Raw genomic sequence first — 16,966 nt, forward strand, 5'->3', positions numbered from 1 at the left:
GGCCGTGCTTTCAGAAAAATCGAGAATCGATGATGGCTTTTTGGAGTGTAGGAACAAACGTGGGGATTTGCCTGCCAGCGAAAAAAGCTTTTTTTGACAGAAGCAGGGCGGGGGAAGGGGGGTTGTCGAACCAGAGCCGGCTTGCCGGCTCTGGTGCAAGGACTGCTGATGTTTAGAAGTTGCCTTTGAGGCTCAGCGTGAGGTTGCGCGGCTCTCCATAAAGATTACCCCAGCCTGAGGTACCCACGGTCTGGTAGTAGTTTTTATCGAACAGGTTGTTGCCGTTGAGCGCCACAGTCCAGGTGTCGTCCACCTGATACGCAATGCGCGCATTCCACAACGCATACCCGGCCTGTTCCAGTTTGATAGTTTGCAACCGGTAGTTGCTGCTTTGGGCGTTGACCCCTGCGCCGACTGTCCATTTTGACAGTGCACCGTCCAACTGGTAGTCGCCCCACAAACGCAGCATATGCCTTGGTACGTAGGTGTTGGACACCGCGCCTTCGGCTGCGCTGTCGATGTTCTTCAGGTTCTTGGTTTGCGTGTAGGTGTAGCCGCCAAACACTTGCAGGCGTTCAAGCAATTCGCCGCTCAGCTCGGCCTCGACCCCTTGGGCGCGAACTTTGCCCGTGTCGGTGTAGCAGTAGCCGTCAGAGGAACTGCCGCAGCGGGTCTCGAAATCGGTTTGGGCGGCGTTTTTTTCGATGGCGCGAAACAGCGCCAGGGAGCTGTTGAGGCGCCCGTCAAACCATTCGCCCTTGATACCCAGCTCATAGTTCTCACCCATTTTCGGCTTGAGCGCCGAACCGCTGACCGTGGCGTAGGAGCTTTGTGGCTGGAAGATATCGGCGTAGCTGGCGTACACCGAAAGGTTGTCATTGAGGTCGTAGATCAGCGCGGCAAACGGCGTGACCACGCCGGTTTCCTTGGTGCGTGCATCCTGGTCGGCCCACTCGCCCCAAGCCAGGTTCAAGGACTCACGGCGGTTTTCATACCAACTGACGCGACTGCCGAGAACCAGCATCAATGGTTCGGCCAGGCGCAGGCGTAAGGTGGCGTAGGCGCCGTATTGGGTGGCGGTTTCCTTGACCGTGCCGCCACGGTACATGTTGGGCCAGAAGGTATCGTCGGCAGGTTCCGGGAAGTGGTGGTTGGGGTTGAAAACGCTTTGGCGCTGGGGCAGGTTGCGGATCGCGTAGACATCGTCCTGGGTGCCACGACTGCCATTGGCGCCGAGGATCAACTCATGTTGCAGGCCAAACGCTTCAAATTGACCATCAATGTAGGCATCCAGGCCGTAGTCCTTGTGATCGTAATCCAGCAGCGCGGCGTAGCTGGTGAGCGTAGGGGCCGGGTTGCCATAGTCCACGGTGCTTTCGCTGGCGGCGTATTTGATGTCTTGCAGGTTGCGGCTATGCACGGCGCTGACTTTGAGCTTCCAGTCGTCGTTGAAGTGATGGGTCAGATCGGCGAACAGCGTGGTGCGCTGGCTTTGCCAATCGTTCCAGGCCTGGCCCAGGCAGGTGGAGCGGCTCAGGCCGAGGCTTTTGCCGTCGCGGTAGCGCGGCAGGCCGCTCCAGCACGGTGTGGCGTCGACATCCTCATAGCTGGCGCCGAAGCCTAGGGTGGTGTCAGGGCTGACATCCATGTCCAGCGCCGCGTAAAACGCCTGGTCCTGGCGCTTGGCAAGGTCCATGTAGGAGCCACGATTCTGCTGGCTGACCGACGCACGGCCGCGCACCGTGCCGCTGTCGTTCAACGGGCCGCCGGTGTCGAGTTCGGCGTGGTAGTTATCCCAGGTGCCCGCCGACAGCCCGAGGCTGGTGGTCGGGGTGGCTTGGGGCCGCTTGCGCACGAAGTTCACTGCACCGCTGGCGGTGCCGGCGCCCTTGAGCATACCGGCGGCGCCTTTTAGCACCTCTACCCGGTCATAAATCGCCATATTCGCGCTGAAACTGTCGGCCTGTATGTAGTCCTTGCCGATGTCCAGCGGCACACCATCGAACTGGTACTGACCGAGCATCTTGAAGCCCCGGGAGTAAAAATACTTGCCGCCCATGGGCGACTCGTAGCTGGTGATCCCCGGCGTGCGCTCCAGCAATTGGTCGATGGTGGTGATGTTCTGGTCATCCATCAGCTTGCGGGTCATCACGCTCACCGATTGCGGCGTGCGTCGCAGGCTGTGTTCACCCTTGCCGATGGTCACCGCACCGGTGGTGTAGGAACCGCTGCCTTCGGTGGTGGCGCCCAGACGATCACCAGTGATGGTGGTGGCGCCCAGGCTCAGCGCCGAGCCGGCTTGCTGCTGAGGTAGCAGTAACCAGGCGTTCTGGCCCTGGCTTTGCGCCTGCAAACCCTGGCCCTGGAGCAACTGGCTCAGGGCCTGTTGTGGGGCCAGGGTGCCGCTCAGCCCCGGGCTGCTTTTGCCGGCCACGCTGCCTGCGTCATACGACAGGCTGATACCGGCCTGCCGCGCAAACTGATCAAGGGCGCCGGCCAGAGGCCCGGGCGCAATATTCCAGGCGCGGGCCTGGCGCTCGCTGCCGGGTTCCTGGGCTGTTGCGGTATACGGCAAAGCGCTGGCTGCCACGCACGCGCCAAGAAGAGTGGCATTGAGGGCGTGTCTGAGGGGGGAACGCTTGGAGGGGAACGCTTGCATGACCGCGGGATGCTCCTGAAGGAAGTGGACAACACCGGCCTGTTGATCGGCCTTTCCTTACAGGTCGAATGGCAATGAGAATTCACCTCATTTATTTTCGGCCGCTCAAACCCGAGCGGAGACGGTCACCCAATAGGGGCTGCGGTAGGTCACATTGATCGACAACGATTGCGCCACCAGCTTGAGTACCTGATCGGTGTCTTCCAGTTGATAGGTGCCCGAAACCCGCAGCCCCGCGACGGCTTCGCTGCAACGGAGCAAGCCGTTGCGGTAGCGGCCCAGTTCGGCCAGGAAGTCGTCAAGGCGCATATTGTGGGCGCTGATGACGCCGTCGCTCCAGGCCCAGGGATCCAGGCCATTGGTGGGAGAAGGGCGAATGCCGCTACGGTTGAACAGCACCTGTTCGCCCGGCTTGATCATTTGGCGTGCGCTGGCGTCATGGCTGTCGGCATACACCGCGACCGCACCCTGCTGCACAGCCAGCAGCGTGCCTTGGGCTTCTTCACGTACCACAAAGCGCGTGCCGAGGGTGCGCAGGTAACCATCGCGGGTGTGCACCCAGAACGGACGGTTGTCAGCGCCGGTATTGACCAACACTTCACCCTGACGCAGGTTCACCAGACGCCGCTCGGCATTCAGGGTGATATCGATGGCACTGGCGCTGTTGAGCTGGACCTTGCTGCCATCGTTCAACGCCACCCAACGCCGCTCGCCGGTGGCCGTGCGGTAGTCCGCCATCAGGGCGGGCAGGGGCGTGTAGTCGCGACCCAGCCAGGCCAACCCGGCGGCGCCGGCAAACAAGCCCAGCAGCTTCAAGCCTTCACGCCGACTGATACGTTGGCGCGCGCCATCGAGGGCATGGCGACTGACATGCGCCGGCAGTTGGGTGAAGTCGTCATTCATGGTCGCCACGCGCTGCCACGCCAGTTGATGCGCGGCGCTGGTGTGCAGCCACTGCTCAAAGGCCGCCGTGCTGGCGTCGTCAGCGGTGTTGAAGCGCAGCTTGATCATCCACTGGATGGCCTGGTCCACCAGGCGCGGATCAGCATTCGGCATAACGTAACCGATAGCAGGCGTGCAGCGCCTTGGACAGATCACGCTCCACCGTGGCCTTGGACACGTCCAGGCGCAGGGCGATTTGCGCGCAGGTCAGGCCGTCCAGTTGGGCCAACAGAAACGCCTCGCGCACCCGTGGCTTGAGCTGGTCGAGCAAGCGGTCGATGCGCGCCAGGCTGTCGAGGATCAGCAGGCGGGTTTCTTCGCTCGGCACCTCGACTTGAGGAAAGTGCGCCAGGCTTTCCAGGTAGGCACGTTCCAGTTCGCGGCGTCGGTATTGGTCGATCATCAAACTGCGCGCGATGCTGCTCAAGTAAGCACGCGGCTGCTGCAGGGTTTGTTGCTTGCGCGCGTTGAGCAGGCGCACAAAGGTTTCCTGCGCCAGGTCAGCGGCGTGTTCACGGCAGCCGGTGCGTCGGCTCAACCAGCCGCGCAGCCAGGAATGGTGGGCTTGGTATAGCTGGCCGATGGCGGCATGGTCCAGTGGGTGATCGCTCGACATGGTCATCCTGGCGCAGCAGGCTTAATTGATAATGTTTCGCATTCTAGACGTTGGTTGTGGCATTCAGCAATCACTGGTTTGCTGCGTCAGTAATGTATCCAGCACAATTTTTGTAGAGCCTGCGAGCGCCGTGCTGACGCTGATCGCGAGTGTGTTTCACGTGCTGCTGGGCATGTTTGGCGGGGTGCTCAGCCGCTTCTTCGCCAAACGCACCAAAAGCGCCTGGCTGCAGAAGTGGGGTTTGGCGGCGGTGCTGATGGCGTTGGCCGTGCGCTTGGCGGTGATGTCGCGTCCTGCCTGACGACACGCGGGAAGCCAAGCAGGTTTCTGTGTGGCGAGGGAGCTTGCTCCCGTAACGGCCTGCCAGTCGATGCTCATTTATCTGACACCTCACAATCCAATTGTGGGAGCTGGCTTGCCTGCGATGGCGGCCTGACAGGCGATGCTTCTCTACCTGACACCCCGCGATCCAAATGTGGAGCGGGCTTGCTCGCGAAGGCGGCCTGACAGCCGACACAGTCATACCGAGTACATATCCATTCCTGCGGTAACGGCCACTTAGGGTTCCGCCCTGACAGCGGCTCACTTTTGAACAGCGTGTCCGGTCCGTACAGGTTGAAGGTTCGCAACGCAGTGTGGTGTTGGGGATTTGCCGGATGGTAGAGGGCGTTCAGTTGCTGGTTGATCGGGTAGTAGAGGGAGGCGGCGAGACGCGAGCGCAGTAACGGCGATGCCTGTCAGTTAAGAAACAGCGCTGTACTGTGGCGAGGGAGATTGCTCCCTCGCCACGGATGAACATTCACCCCAACCGCGCAGCCGCCCGCGCAACAATCTCCCCACGCACTCTGCGTGACTCCACCGTGCGCTTGTTGGCTTCCTCCAGTACATATCGGGGCGCAGTCTCCGGGCGGCCGGAGTCAAACGGTGGGGCCGGCGCATATTCGATCTGCAGTTGCACCAGTTGCGCCGCCGCTTCGCTGTACAACTCTGCGGCCAGGGTCAGGGCAAAGTCGATGCCGGCGGTGATCCCGCCGCCGGTAAACAGGTTGCCGTCACGCACCACGCGCTCCTGCACGGGAACAGCACCGAGCGGGGCGAGCAGGTGGTGGTAGGCCCAGTGGGTGGTGGCCTTGCGACCGCGCAGCAACCCTGCCGCGCCCAATACCAATGAGCCGGTGCACACCGAGGTCATGTAGCGCACTGTCTGTGCCTGGGCCTTGAGAAAATCCAGGGTTTGCGGGTCTTCCATCAACGGGCCCACACCGGCGCCACCGGGTACGCAGAGCACATCCAGGTTCGGGCAGTCGGCGTAAGTAATGGTCGGCGTGAACACCAGGCCAGTGCTGGAGGTGATCGGCGCGAGGTCTTTCCATACAAGGTGAAGCTTCACGTCTGGCAGCGAACCGAGGACATCATAGGGGCCGGTCAGGTCCAGTTGCTGGATGCCGGGGAACAACAGAAAGCCGATCTGCAAGGTCATGGTGCAAGCTCCGAAAGAAATGGACGACCGCACTGTAGAAGCCTAGGCTTTGGCGTGTACGCCATTGAGCCCACTAATCACGCCAATCATGCCTAAGATTATTCATGTACTCGCTTTTGAAGATGCCCAGGTGCTCGATGTCACCGGGCCTATGCAAGTGTTTGCGTCGGCTAATGACCTGTTGCGCCAACGTGGTTTACCGTTGCCCTACGCGGTGAACGTGATCGCCGCTCAGCCTGAACCGGTGAGGACTTCTGCCGGCCTGGCGCTGCTGGCTGAACCGCTGCCCGCCATCGACGCGCCTTGCGATACCCTGGTGATCGCCGGTGGCTGGGGCGTGTACGCTGCCGCCGAAGACCCGACACTGGTGCAATGGGTGCGCGATAAATCCCGGCACACCCGGCGCATGGCTTCGGTGTGCACCGGGGCCTTTCTGCTGGCCGCCAGCGGTTTGCTCGATGGTTGCCGCGTGGCCACGCACTGGACGCGGTGTGAAGAACTGGCGCGCAAGTTTCCCGCGCTCACAGTGGAGGCCAATCCGATTTTCATCCAGCAGGGCGCGGTATGGACGTCTGCTGGTGTGACCGCCGGGATCGACCTGTGCCTGGCCCTGGTAGAGGATGACCTGGGTCGCGGCATTGCCTTGGAAGTGGCCCGCCACTTGGTGGTGTTCCTCAAGCGCCCTGGCGGTCAGTCGCAATTTAGCGTGACGTTATCCCTGCAAAAGAGCGACAGCCGCTTTGCCGACCTGCACGCTTGGATCGCCGACCATCTGACGCTGGATCTGAACATCGCCACCCTGGCAGCCCAGGCTGGCATGAGCGAGCGTAGCTTTGTGCGCCATTACCGCGCCGAGACCGGCCAGACCCCGGCACGGGCCGTGGAACTGATCCGTGTCGAAACCGCGCGCCGGCAATTGGCAGACAGCACGACCTCCATCAAACGTATCGCCATGCAGTGCGGTTTTGGCTGTGAGGAGACTTTGCGCCGCAGCTTTGTGCGGGCCTTGTCAGTGACGCCTCAAGCTTACCGGGAGCGTTTTTCACCGCTCCAGTAGTTCCAGCAATGCTTCAAGCGTGACCTGGGGCGCTTCCTGGAAAACATTATGACCAATGCCTGGCAAAACCAGTCGGCGATAAAAACCGCTGAAGTGATCCACATCGTCATCCTCAAGCGATGGCGGGCCCACACCGTCGTCGGCCCCGCATAACGAAATGCTGGGCACCGTTATCGCCGGTTGCTGCACCAATGCCTGCTCAATGGATTCCAGCGCGGGATCACCCGGCGCATACATGAAACGATGGCGGTAAGAGTGAATCACCACCTCGACAAAGTCCGGGTTATCAAATGACGGCGCAGTCTTGCCATACAGACTTGGCCCTTCACGCCAGGTCGGCGACCAAAGCCGCCATAACAACTCACACAGCTCTTGTCGATTGGCGGTCAAACCGTCGACTCCACGCTGGGTGTGGAAGTAATACTGGTACCATAATCGATGCTCGGTTTCCGGTGCCCGAGGCTCGAGGGACTGGGCGATGTCCTGGATGTTGTAACCGTCCCCCGTCACCAAGCCGCGTACCCGCTCGGGCCATAGCGCCGCGACAATACACGCCGCGCGCCCACCCCAGTCATACCCAGCGAGCGTGGCCTGCTTAATGGACAGCGCATCCATGAAATCCAGCAGGTCCTTGGCCAACGCCGCCTGTTGGCCGGAGCGCATGACCTGGTCGTTGATAAACCGCGTCGGGCCATAACCGCGCAAATAGGGGACCAACACCCGATAACCACGCTCGGCCAGCACCGGCGCGATTTCGTCATAACCGCGAGGGTCATAAGGGAAGCCATGCAGCAGGATCACCGGCTCGCCTGCGATGGGGCCGTGGGTTTCATAAGCCACGTCTAGCATGGACGTGCGCACATACAACAGCGGGGCAGGGGACATCAGGGTTGCCATACAGTCTTCTCCCCGCTGAGTTTGCGGTCCAGGAACGTTGCCGCACTGATCAATGCCAAGTGGCTCAACGCCTGAGGTGTGTTGCCCAAGTGCCGAGCCTGGCTGTCGAATTCTTCGGCGTACAGTCCCAGCGGGTTGGCGTAGCGCAGCAGCTGTTCGAATTCCAGGTGGGCCTTCTCCACTTGCCCGGCGCGGGCCAGGCATTCGACGTACCAGAACGAGCAGGCGGCAAATGCGCCTTCGGTGCCTTGCAGCCCATCGATCTGGCTGTCGTCATTGCGGTAGCGGTAGACCATGCCGTCGCGCACCAGGCTTTTCTGGATCGCTTCCAGCGTCGCCAGCCAGCGCGGGTCGGTGGCTGCAACGAAGCGCACCAGCGGCATCAACAGCATCGAGCCGTCCAGCGCCGTACTGCCGATATGCTGGACGAAATGCCCGCGTTCTTCGTTCCAGAAGTTGCTCCAGATGTCGGCGTAGATAGCCTGGCGAGTCTGGTCCCAGCGTGCGAACGGGGCCGGCAGCGAGCGTTTGGAGGCGAGGCGAATAGCACGGTCCAAGGCCACCCAGCACATCAGACGCGAGTGCAGAAAGTGGTGTTGCTCGCCGCGCATTTCCCAGATGCCTACGTCTTTGTGATTCCAGATCTCACACACTTGGTCGACCACTTCCACCGTGTGTTTCCAGCCTTCGTGGGAAATGGCTTCGCCGTACTTGTTGACCAGGTAAACCGCGTCCATCAGTTCGCCGTAGATATCCAGCTGGATCTGATCGAACGCCTCATTGCCTACCCGCACCGGTTGGGCGCCGCCGTGGCCGCGCAAATGATCGAGTGTGGTTTCCGGCAACTCCTGGCGACCGTCGATGCCGTAGAGAATATTGATTTTGGTTGGCTGGCCGCAGCAGTCGCTGACTCTGCCTTTGAGCCAGCGCATATAGGCGTTGGCTTCCTCGACAAACCCCAGACGCATGAACGCGTAGACGGTAAACGACGCATCGCGTATCCAGGTATAGCGGTAATCCCAGTTACGCTCGCCGCCGGGGCTTTCCGGCAGGCCGAAGGTCGCAGCGGCGATGATTGCGCCGTGCTTGCGCGAGGTCAAAAGCTTCAACGCCAAGGCCGAGCGGTTGACCATTTCGCGCCAGCGCCCACGGTAATTGGACTGGGAGATCCAGCCGCGCCAGAACTTGAGGGTGCGTTCCAGGTACAGGTCCGTGCAGTCGTTGACCACCCGCGGATCATCCTGGCCGCCGAGCACAAATTCGGCGCCCTCGTCCTGAGCCAGAGTAAAGCGGGATACGACTGCATTTTCTTCGAGGGTCAGCGGGTGGCTGCCTACCAGGCGAAGGCCGGGCTGACCTTCGGCGCTGAACAGCACGCCGCTGTCATCGGCTGTGGTGTGGGTCTTGGCACGTGCGTAGTCGTGGCGCACGGCGCAACGCAGGTGCAGGTTGGCCTGGCCGCTGACCACCCGTACTCGGCGAATCAGCAAAGGCAGCTCGTCGACCTCTTCGCTGACCGCCAGCAGGTCGGTGACTTCTACCACCGCCTCGTCACTCAGCCAGCGTGTTTGCAGCACGTTGGTGTCAGGCAGGTAGATCTGCTCGCGGCGGGCGTTAGGCAGGTCCGGGGTAAGCTGGAAGGTGCCGGCGTCGGGCGTGTCGAGCAGTGCGCAGAAGATCGACGGGCTGTCGAATTCCGGCCAGCAGAAAAAATCGATGCTGCCACGGTCGTTTACCAGTGCGGCACTGCGCATGTCGCCGATGATGCCGTGGGCATCGATGGCGCTTTGGGGTTCTTTTTTCAGATCAACCATTGCCGCGAAACTCCGGGTAAAGGCTCATGCCACCATCGATGAACAGCGTGCTGCCGACCACGTAATCAGAAGCATCACTGGCCAGCCACACCACTGCATTGGCCACATCTTCTACATCGCCGACGCGACCGTAAGGAATCAATTTGAGCAACTCTTTCTCCGCAGCGCCTTCAGTGGCTGCACGGTTGATCGCCGTGCGAATCGCCCCCGGCGCAACGCCGTTGATGCGGATACGTTGCTCGCTGACTTCCTGGGCGAGGGTGCGCATCAGCATCTCCACGCCGCCCTTGGACGCTGCATAATTCACATGCCCGGCCCACGGAATGACTTGGTGCACCGAACTCATATGGATGATTTTGCCGGCCGCTCGTGACACGCCCTCACGAACGCCCTGACGATTGAAGATACGCACTGCCGCTCGGGCACAGAGGAACTGCCCGGTGAGGTTGACACCGATCACGGTGTTCCAGTCCTCGAGGCTCATGTCGACCAGGTTGGCGTCTTTTTGCAGGCCTGAGTTGGCCACCAGAATATCCAGGTGGCCGAAGGCATCGAGGGTCTGTGCGAACAGGCGCTCGACATCAGCCTCCTTGGACACATCGCCACCGATGGCAAGCGCCCGACCGCCGTTGGCATTGATCTGTGCGGCAAGGGCCTCGGCGGGGGCCGCCTGGGAGTTGTAGTTAAGCACCACTGCCGCGCCCGCGTCGGCCAGGGCTTTGGCTGCGCCAGCACCGATGCCTGAACTGGCGCCGGTGACCAGAGCTACTTGTTGCTGCAAGGAAATCTGCATCGCCCACCCACTGTGTTTATCAGAGTCCTTTCAGCTGACTGGCGGCGGGGAGCGGAAGTTCACCGCACGGCTTGTACGCCTAGACCGCGGGCCGCAGGTGTAGCGCCGGGGCGCAAGGCAAGGTTTATCGTAATATGCTGAAAACAAAAGGTAAGGGATGGAGCAAAGGAATGTGTATGTCGACACGCACCCCAAGGATGAAAAGTTTACTCATTGGCTTATCAGCCGTTTTATCACTGGCTCAGCCATCATTGGCTGTTGCGGAAAACAGCAATGGAAAAACGCTTTATCTACAGCGATGCGGCGTGTGCCATGGACCCGATATAAAGGCCACCGGGCCATTGGCTAAAAAAAGCAATCCCCCCACGCCTGACCTTACAACCGCCGCGTTCAAACAGAAGCTGCATGATTATCCGGGCGTGATCGTCTCGTCGATAATACTTCGCCCAAATGGCAACCTGATTCCAAAGACGTTGAAGGACAACGGTGTGAAGATAGCGCCGCACGCGTGGAGCGTTCAGGACTTTCGCGATCTGCATCAATACATGAGTAGCGTGATTTCAAAAAGTTGAGGGGGGAGTGCGGCGGGCTTACCGGTGATGGACAGCAATTGCCCCGCTTAATAGGAAGCATTACTATTCACGCCCCGCATCCTCAGTGCCTTCGCGATGATTCCTCAGCCGCCCCGCAGAACAGGCTTTTTCGAGCACTACGAAGAGTTGATCGGAACCTGGACGCGCCGCTTGAGGAACCGCCAGCAAGCCGAGGACCTGACCCACGACACTTTTGTGCGAGTGCTCGAGTCCCACGCCAGCGAGGTTGCACAACCACGCGCCTACCTGCATCAAACCGCGCGCAATATCGCGGTGGACGCCTACCGGCGCGAAGAGCGCCGCGAGGCGTTGACGTTGCAGGCCGTTGATCACGCCCCCCACAGCGGTGATCCGGAGCATTACATGCACGCGATTCAGTTGGCCGACTCCATCGAGCGGGCCCTGGTCGAGTTGCCGCTCAACTGTCGCAAGATTTTTATCTGGCAGAAAATCGAGGGGCTCACCCAACAGGAAATCGCCGTGCGGCTGGGGCTGTCTAAAAACATGGTGGAGAAGTATATGATCCGCACCCTGCGGCATCTGCGTGACCGCCTGGATGCAATGGCGCCATGACCCGCTTTGAAACAGGATCCTCCACGATGGATAAGCGTGTCCGTGACGAAGCGGCGCAATGGTTTGTGCGCCTGCAAGACGGCCCGTTGAACGCCGAAGAACGGCAACGTTTCGAGGCCTGGCGTGCCGAGCAGCCCGAACACCAATATGAATTCGATGTGCTGCAAGGGCTTTGGAGCGCCACGGATCTGCTGCCCCAACCCCGTTTGCAGGCTTTGTGCGATGCGCCGGCCGAGCGCCCCAGGGGTGGGGCGGTGTTGCGCTACGCGGTAGCGGCCGGTGTGGTTGCCATTGCCGTGGGCCTGGGTTTGTTCAGCGGGCTGGGCCAGTCCAAGCCCTACAGCGCCGAGTTCACTACCCGGGTGGGCGAGCAGCGCCAGGTGGCCTTGCCAGACGGCTCTGTGATGGACCTCAACAGCCGCAGTGTGGTTGCGGTTCACTACGAAAAAGGTCGGCGGGGCATTGAGCTCAAGCAGGGTGAGGCGATGTTCAGTGTCGAGCACGACGCCAGTCGCCCGTTCGTGGTGGCCGCCGGGGCAGGGCAGGTAACGGTCACCGGCACACGCTTCGATGTGCGTCGCGATGACGACCGCACCCGCGTGGTGGTCGAGACCGGCACCGTCAAGGTGCAGGGACGAGCGTCGGCTCAAGTCGTGACGCTCACCGCCGGCCGGGGCACTCATGTCGATACTCAGGGCGAAGTGGCTGCGGCCTATGCCGTAAACCCTGAAGAGCTGACCGCATGGCGCACCGGCAAACTGGTGTTCAACAACGCTAGTCTGGCCGAAGTGGCGCGGGAAGTGTCGCGCTATCGCGAGCAACCGTTGCGCATCACCACGGCAGCGGTGGGCAACCTGCGTCTGACCAGCGTGTTCAACGCCAGTGACACCGACGCCTTGCTCAAAGCCTTGCCACATATTCTGCCGGTTGCCTTGCGCACCTTGCCGGACGGCAGCCAGGAAATTATTTCACGCTGACATTCAGGTTTTTTTCGCATTGTTCGTCTTCTCCTGCAACTGCAACTGGTTTGCATTAACAGCCGCACACTTTTGCGATCACAGGACTAGGTTCGACGTGAAAAAACTCGCCCTCCACAACAATAAAACCTCCCGCTGGGCGCCTCTCGCCCTGGCTATCGCAGTCAGCATCGCGCTGCCTGCCGCACAGGCCGGCGAAGGCGTTCATATTCGCGCCCAGCCCCTGGGTGCAGCCTTGAGCCAACTGGGCCAGCAGACCTCCCTGCAAGTGTTCTTCAGCCCCGACATGGTCGCCGGCAAGCAAGCCCCAGCAGTGGATGGCAACCTCTCGCCTGAACAAGCCCTGCGCCAATTGCTGGAAGGCAGTGGGCTGGATTACCAGATCGACGCAGGCTCCGTAACCTTGCGCACGCTGAGCTCCGGCACTGGCGAAGCTGGCTCGCCGCTGGAACTGGGCGTCACCGACATCAAGGTGGTGGGCGACTGGCTCGGCGATGCCGATGCCGCCGTGGTGCAAAACCATGCGGGTGCACGCACGGTGGTGCGCCGCGAAGCCATGGTGGAGCAGGGCGCGATGAACGTCGGCGACGTATTGCGCCGCGTGCCTGGCGTGCAGGTACAGGAATCCAATGGCACCGGGGGCAGCGATATTTCTCTCAACGTCGGCGTACGCGGCTTGACCTCACGCCTGTCGCCACGCTCCACCGTGCTGATTGACGGCGTACCGGCAGCCTTCGCCCCGTACGGCCAGCCGCAACTGTCGATGGCGCCCATTTCCGCCGGTAACCTGGACAGCATCGACGTCGTGCGTGGTGCCGGGTCCGTGCGCTATGGCCCGCAGAACGTCGGCGGTGTGATCAATTTCGTGACCCGCGCCATCCCGGAGAAATTCTCCGGGGAAGTCGGCACTACCCTGCAAACGTCCGCCCACGGTGGCTGGAAGCACGTCGAAAATGCGTTTATCGGCGGCACCGCCGACAACGGCATCGGCGCCGCGCTGCTGTACTCCGGGGTCAATGGCAACGGCTATCGCAACAGCAACAACTCCAATGACATTGACGATGTAATCTTCAAGACCCACTGGGCGCCGACCGATCAAGACGACTTCTCGCTCAACTTCCACTATTACGATGCCAGCGCCGACATGCCCGGCGGCCTGACCCAGAAGCAGTTTGACGCCAACCCGTATCAATCGGTGCGCGACTGGGACAACTTCAGCGGTCGCCGCAAGGACGTGTCCTTCAAGTACATCCGCCAGATTGACGACCGTACCCAGGCTGAAGTGCTGACCTACTATTCCGACAGCTTCCGAGGCAGCAACATCGCCAACCGCGATCTGAAAACCCTCAGTTCCTACCCACGCACCTACTACACCTTCGGCATCGAGCCACGGGTGTCCCATGTGTTCGATGTGGGCCCCAGCACGCAGGAAGTCAGCGTTGGCTACCGCTACTTGAAGGAAGGCATGCACGAGCAGGCCACCAGCCTTAACCTGGTCAACAACGTACCCACGCCAGGTGGGCAGAGCGACGGCCACGTTTATCAAGACCGCACCGGCGGCACCGAAGCCAGCGCTTTCTACATCGACAACAAAATCGACATCGGCCAGTGGACCATCACGCCGGGCATCCGCTTTGAAGACATCCGCACCGAATGGCATGACCGCCCGGTAGTGGCCCTGAACGGCAAGCGTACCGAGGAAAAACGCCGCGAGATTCACAACAATGAACCGCTACCGGCCCTGAGCGTGATGTACCACGTCAGCGACGCATGGAAACTGTTCGCCAACTACGAAACCTCCTTCGGCAGCTTGCAGTATTTCCAGTTGGGGCAGGGTGGTACCGGCAACCAGACCGCCAACGGTCTGAACCCGGAAAAAGCCAAGACCTACGAGATCGGGACGCGCTACAACGACAGCATCTGGGGCGGCGAAGTGACGCTGTTCTACATCGACTTCTCGGATGAACTGCAATACGTCAGCAATGACGTAGGCTGGACCAACCTCGGCGCCACCAAGCACGCCGGTATCGAAGCGTCGGCCCACTACGACCTGTCCAATCTTGACCCGCGCCTCGACGGTCTGACCGCCAACGCCGGCTTTACCTACACCAAGGCCACCTCCGAGGGCGACGTACCGTTCAAGGGCCGCGATCTGCCGCTGTATTCCCGTGAAGTGGCGACCCTGGGCCTGCGTTACGATGTCAATCACTGGACGCACAACCTGGACGTCTATGCTCAGTCTGGCCAGCGTGCGCCAGGCACCGGCACCACCTATATCACCCAAGGCACCGCTGACGGCCAGTACGGTGATATTCCGGGTTATGTTTCGGTCAACGTGCGCAGCGGTTATGACTTCGGTGCGCAACTGTCGAACCTGAAACTTGGCGTGGGGGTGAAAAACCTCTTCGACCAGCAACATTACACACGCTCCAGCGACAATAACGCCGGGATATACCTGGGCGAGCCGCGCACGTTCTTCGTACAGGCAAGCGTTGGATTCTGATCTTCGGTTGATGGCAATAATCGCAGCCCAAGGGTTGCGATTTTTTTTGCCCGCGCCAGGCGTAATGCAAGCCTGCCTGATCTGTTTCCTACACCGTCAAAGCACGTATTGTTGCTGCGTCAGGAACTGTTTCCGACACAAAACCACACATGGGAAAGCTGATGGGCTTCGACACTGCGTTGGAGCGACAAGCTGAAATCGCGCCTACTGCAATGGAGAAACCTATGTCTGTATCGATGGATACATCCGTCTCTGCTTCAACAACGCCAGACCGTTCACAAGTCACTGGCAAGGCTGTCGTCAAAAACACTCGCGAGGCACCTGCTGCGCCTTCTTTCAATGATCAGCGTGCTGCCCATGTCAACTTCCCGACCACGCAAAACAAGGCCGGGCCGGTGTTCGATCACCATCAGCCGGCAACAACCGCGGCTGATGTGCTTGGCCATCAACACAACCCTCCCGGGCTGCATCACTTACTGAGCCAACTCAAGCGCTGGCTCAGTCATTGGTTCCTGGGGCATCGGCCGCCCGTGCATCCGGGCTGCAGCAACCCGCCGCCAAGGCCCAACCCCGGGGCAAGCAATCCACCGCCGCGCCCCGACCCTACTGCAGGGGGTAGGCCTTATCCGGTCGCCCCCGGCAGGCCGGATCCGCAATACTCATTAAAGAGTAACGAAGAGTTGGCGCAGCAATTGCGCGATAGCTTCAACGCGTTTAGAGATCCAAATAACCCTGGGTCTATCAGCGTTGACAGCATTCTTGCGATGGCGAAACGAGGATGGTCACCTAACCCGGTCATGAGGGAAAACGCCCGCTTGGCCAATGAGCTGCTGCGACGTCCGGAGCTGATGGCGGCGCTTGACCGGGACGGTCGCACCGGTGCGTTGAATGATCTTATTGATTGGAAAAGCCTGAACGCGGTTATCCAGGGAGATAACTACTTCAAGTACAAGACTGACAAGGAATTGGCCGCTGAAATGCTCGAGCATTTCGATGAACTCAAGGATGGGAGCGGCGGGCCACACCTGAAATTCAAAGACTTGAGGAAACTCGCAAGTCAGGAGCTCACCGGCGATGCAGCCAAGGATCACCTGATCCAATTGGCCCAGGCAGTCATGAAACGGGGCGACCTGCTCAAACTGTTGGATAACCTCGTCAGTGCCGACGGTGATGGAAAGATCCGTCGCAAAGCATTGGCCTTACTGTCGCAATAACCCGCCTTCAGGCGCTGTGCTGCGAAAACGGCGCCTGATTCAATCATTTAAGGAACGGCTTACGCTTATTTGCCACATAGGTGGTAACTGCGGTGGTGCATTGGCCCACTGCTTTTCAGATTTCGCCTGAGGGAAAACACATGACTTCAACTTCGTTTAATTCCTCCCAATCCTGCCGCCTTGAACTTCTGCAAAACACCCAGCAAGTAAACCCTGCGCTGTCCGAGAAGGGCGGAGTATCAGAAGGTATGCCCACTGCCGCGCAGGAATATGTGGCCCAAGCCCGCCGCATGAAAGCGTTTGCCGGCGAGCGAAAATTTCAGGCGCCCGTTGCGGATGATTTTTCCCGGGGCATGTTGGCTGACCGCCAGGTCCCAGTGGCCCGCGCTGATTCACTGAAAAGCACCGGGCTGATCAATAGCCTGGCGACGTGGTGGCGTAGTCGAAAGTCAGGTTGATGCTGCCTTGCCTGGGCTTTTACATATTGTCATTGGTATTCGCTGCTCATCCGGAACTGCCGTCTCCCTCCAACCACACATGAGGTGCTTGTCCGAGTGGAATCCATTCGTTGATCTTGTCATTCCGACACAGGTCACCAAGCGGATATGCATCTGAATAGAGTTGGAGAAAACCCATGAAAATCGAGGGTGTACTACCTCCCGGTCGGCCTCTCGCCCCTGGCGGGTCAGCTGCGCGAGCAACGACGCTATCACCGGTCACTTGGCAGGAAGCTTCTTCCGTGCCGGAGCGAGGGATCTCTCGCCAGCCCACTTTTTTGCGCGGAACGTTATCCGCTCTAAGTCATCGAGACCTACAGAACTTCCCCGCTGAACGGGCGAGCAGTTCCC

General features: G+C 60.4%; 15 protein-coding genes and 1 pseudogene. 9 read left to right on the plus strand and 7 right to left on the minus strand.

Features of this window, described 5'->3' with window-relative positions:
* Positions 1–172: 172 nt before the first annotated feature.
* The 3 genes from TK42_RS25405 to TK42_RS25415 all read right to left on the minus strand — a co-directional run bounded on the left by TK42_RS25405 (position 173) and on the right by TK42_RS25415 (position 4,217).
* Positions 173–2,659 carry a TonB-dependent receptor gene (locus TK42_RS25405; RefSeq protein WP_103735422.1) on the minus strand — a complete coding sequence of 829 codons (2,487 nt, stop codon included), beginning with the start codon at positions 2,657–2,659 and terminating at the stop codon, positions 173–175.
* A gap of 105 nt (positions 2,660–2,764) precedes the next feature.
* On the minus strand, positions 2,765–3,715 hold the full coding sequence (locus TK42_RS25410; protein ID WP_032876880.1) for a FecR domain-containing protein: 951 nt from the start codon (positions 3,713–3,715) through the stop codon (positions 2,765–2,767).
* Positions 3,702–4,217, minus strand: a complete 516-nt coding sequence (locus TK42_RS25415; RefSeq protein ID WP_103735423.1) for a sigma-70 family RNA polymerase sigma factor — start codon at positions 4,215–4,217, stop codon at positions 3,702–3,704. Before TK42_RS25415 ends, TK42_RS25410 begins: the two co-directional genes overlap by 14 nt.
* Before the next feature lie 130 nt (positions 4,218–4,347).
* On the opposite strand from TK42_RS25415, the pseudogene TK42_RS25420 reads away from it, so the two are divergent.
* Both TK42_RS25420 and TK42_RS27460 read left to right on the plus strand, forming a co-directional pair.
* Positions 4,348–4,518, plus strand: a pseudogene (locus tag TK42_RS25420) (LysE family translocator); the annotation flags it as partial.
* A 337-nt stretch (positions 4,519–4,855) separates the two neighbouring features.
* Complete coding sequence (locus TK42_RS27460) at positions 4,856–4,942, plus strand: hypothetical protein (RefSeq protein WP_371920297.1); 87 nt, start codon at positions 4,856–4,858, stop codon at positions 4,940–4,942.
* Positions 4,943–5,016: 74 nt separating this feature from the next.
* Here TK42_RS27460 and TK42_RS25425 read toward each other — a convergent pair whose 3' ends face one another.
* Complete coding sequence (locus TK42_RS25425; protein WP_103735424.1) at positions 5,017–5,697, minus strand: DJ-1/PfpI family protein; 681 nt, start codon at positions 5,695–5,697, stop codon at positions 5,017–5,019.
* Positions 5,698–5,785: 88 nt separating this feature from the next.
* Between TK42_RS25425 and TK42_RS25430 the strand changes: the two genes are divergently transcribed.
* On the plus strand, positions 5,786–6,754 hold the full coding sequence (locus TK42_RS25430; RefSeq protein WP_103735425.1) for a GlxA family transcriptional regulator: 969 nt from the start codon (positions 5,786–5,788) through the stop codon (positions 6,752–6,754).
* Here the strand turns inward: TK42_RS25430 and TK42_RS25435 are convergent.
* From TK42_RS25435 to TK42_RS25445, 3 genes are read right to left on the minus strand one after another with little or no spacing between them, the layout of a single operon-like run.
* Complete coding sequence (locus tag TK42_RS25435) at positions 6,740–7,651, minus strand: alpha/beta fold hydrolase (RefSeq protein WP_103735426.1); 912 nt, start codon at positions 7,649–7,651, stop codon at positions 6,740–6,742. The two genes, TK42_RS25430 and TK42_RS25435, sit on opposite strands and share 15 nt — an antisense overlap.
* Complete coding sequence (locus TK42_RS25440) at positions 7,639–9,465, minus strand: glycoside hydrolase family 15 protein (protein ID WP_103735427.1); 1,827 nt, start codon at positions 9,463–9,465, stop codon at positions 7,639–7,641. The genes TK42_RS25435 and TK42_RS25440 overlap by 13 nt, the downstream gene beginning before the upstream one ends.
* Positions 9,458–10,258 (minus strand): glucose 1-dehydrogenase, encoded by an 801-nt coding sequence (locus tag TK42_RS25445; protein ID WP_103735428.1) that lies wholly within the window; start codon positions 10,256–10,258, stop codon positions 9,458–9,460. The genes TK42_RS25440 and TK42_RS25445 overlap by 8 nt, the downstream gene beginning before the upstream one ends.
* A 176-nt stretch (positions 10,259–10,434) precedes the next feature.
* Between TK42_RS25445 and TK42_RS25450 the strand changes: the two genes are divergently transcribed.
* The 6 genes from TK42_RS25450 to TK42_RS27230 all read left to right on the plus strand — a co-directional run bounded on the left by TK42_RS25450 (position 10,435) and on the right by TK42_RS27230 (position 16,576).
* Positions 10,435–10,830 (plus strand): cytochrome c, encoded by a 396-nt coding sequence (locus TK42_RS25450; protein ID WP_371920293.1) that lies wholly within the window; start codon positions 10,435–10,437, stop codon positions 10,828–10,830.
* Between the two features lie 96 nt (positions 10,831–10,926).
* Positions 10,927–11,424, plus strand: coding sequence for a sigma-70 family RNA polymerase sigma factor (locus TK42_RS25455; protein WP_103735429.1), 498 nt, complete (start codon positions 10,927–10,929; stop codon positions 11,422–11,424).
* Between the two features lie 26 nt (positions 11,425–11,450).
* Positions 11,451–12,401 (plus strand): FecR domain-containing protein, encoded by a 951-nt coding sequence (locus TK42_RS25460; RefSeq protein WP_103735430.1) that lies wholly within the window; start codon positions 11,451–11,453, stop codon positions 12,399–12,401.
* 97 nt (positions 12,402–12,498) lie between these two features.
* On the plus strand, positions 12,499–14,904 hold the full coding sequence (locus tag TK42_RS25465; protein ID WP_103735431.1) for a TonB-dependent receptor: 2,406 nt from the start codon (positions 12,499–12,501) through the stop codon (positions 14,902–14,904).
* A gap of 161 nt (positions 14,905–15,065) precedes the next feature.
* Positions 15,066–16,118: a type III secretion effector protein gene (locus TK42_RS25470; RefSeq protein ID WP_256584798.1), complete on the plus strand. Its 1,053-nt coding sequence runs from the start codon at positions 15,066–15,068 to the stop codon at positions 16,116–16,118.
* A gap of 140 nt (positions 16,119–16,258) precedes the next feature.
* Positions 16,259–16,576 carry a hypothetical protein gene (locus tag TK42_RS27230; protein ID WP_032876842.1) on the plus strand — a complete coding sequence of 106 codons (318 nt, stop codon included), beginning with the start codon at positions 16,259–16,261 and terminating at the stop codon, positions 16,574–16,576.
* Positions 16,577–16,966 lie beyond the last annotated feature (390 nt).

Source organism: Pseudomonas sp. GZJR-8, assembly GCF_002916705.1.
Taxonomy (GTDB): Bacteria; Pseudomonadota; Gammaproteobacteria; order Pseudomonadales; family Pseudomonadaceae; genus Aquipseudomonas; species Aquipseudomonas synxantha_A.

Excerpts from the sequence above, each read along its gene's own strand:
- TK42_RS25405 (WP_103735422.1), bottom strand. The coding sequence starts at position 2,659 with ATGCAAGCGTTCCCCTCCAAGCGTTCCCCCCTCAGACACGCCCTCAAT.
- TK42_RS25410 (WP_032876880.1), bottom strand. The coding sequence starts at position 3,715 with ATGCCGAATGCTGATCCGCGCCTGGTGGACCAGGCCATCCAGTGGATG.
- TK42_RS25415 (WP_103735423.1), bottom strand. The coding sequence starts at position 4,217 with ATGTCGAGCGATCACCCACTGGACCATGCCGCCATCGGCCAGCTATAC.
- TK42_RS25425 (WP_103735424.1), bottom strand. The coding sequence starts at position 5,697 with ATGACCTTGCAGATCGGCTTTCTGTTGTTCCCCGGCATCCAGCAACTG.
- TK42_RS25430 (WP_103735425.1), top strand. The coding sequence starts at position 5,786 with ATGCCTAAGATTATTCATGTACTCGCTTTTGAAGATGCCCAGGTGCTC.
- TK42_RS25435 (WP_103735426.1), bottom strand. The coding sequence starts at position 7,651 with ATGGCAACCCTGATGTCCCCTGCCCCGCTGTTGTATGTGCGCACGTCC.
- TK42_RS25440 (WP_103735427.1), bottom strand. The coding sequence starts at position 9,465 with ATGGTTGATCTGAAAAAAGAACCCCAAAGCGCCATCGATGCCCACGGC.
- TK42_RS25445 (WP_103735428.1), bottom strand. The coding sequence starts at position 10,258 with ATGCAGATTTCCTTGCAGCAACAAGTAGCTCTGGTCACCGGCGCCAGT.
- TK42_RS25450 (WP_371920293.1), top strand. The coding sequence starts at position 10,435 with ATGTCGACACGCACCCCAAGGATGAAAAGTTTACTCATTGGCTTATCA.
- TK42_RS25455 (WP_103735429.1), top strand. The coding sequence starts at position 10,927 with ATGATTCCTCAGCCGCCCCGCAGAACAGGCTTTTTCGAGCACTACGAA.
- TK42_RS25460 (WP_103735430.1), top strand. The coding sequence starts at position 11,451 with ATGGATAAGCGTGTCCGTGACGAAGCGGCGCAATGGTTTGTGCGCCTG.
- TK42_RS25470 (WP_256584798.1), top strand. The coding sequence starts at position 15,066 with ATGGGCTTCGACACTGCGTTGGAGCGACAAGCTGAAATCGCGCCTACT.
- TK42_RS27230 (WP_032876842.1), top strand. The coding sequence starts at position 16,259 with ATGACTTCAACTTCGTTTAATTCCTCCCAATCCTGCCGCCTTGAACTT.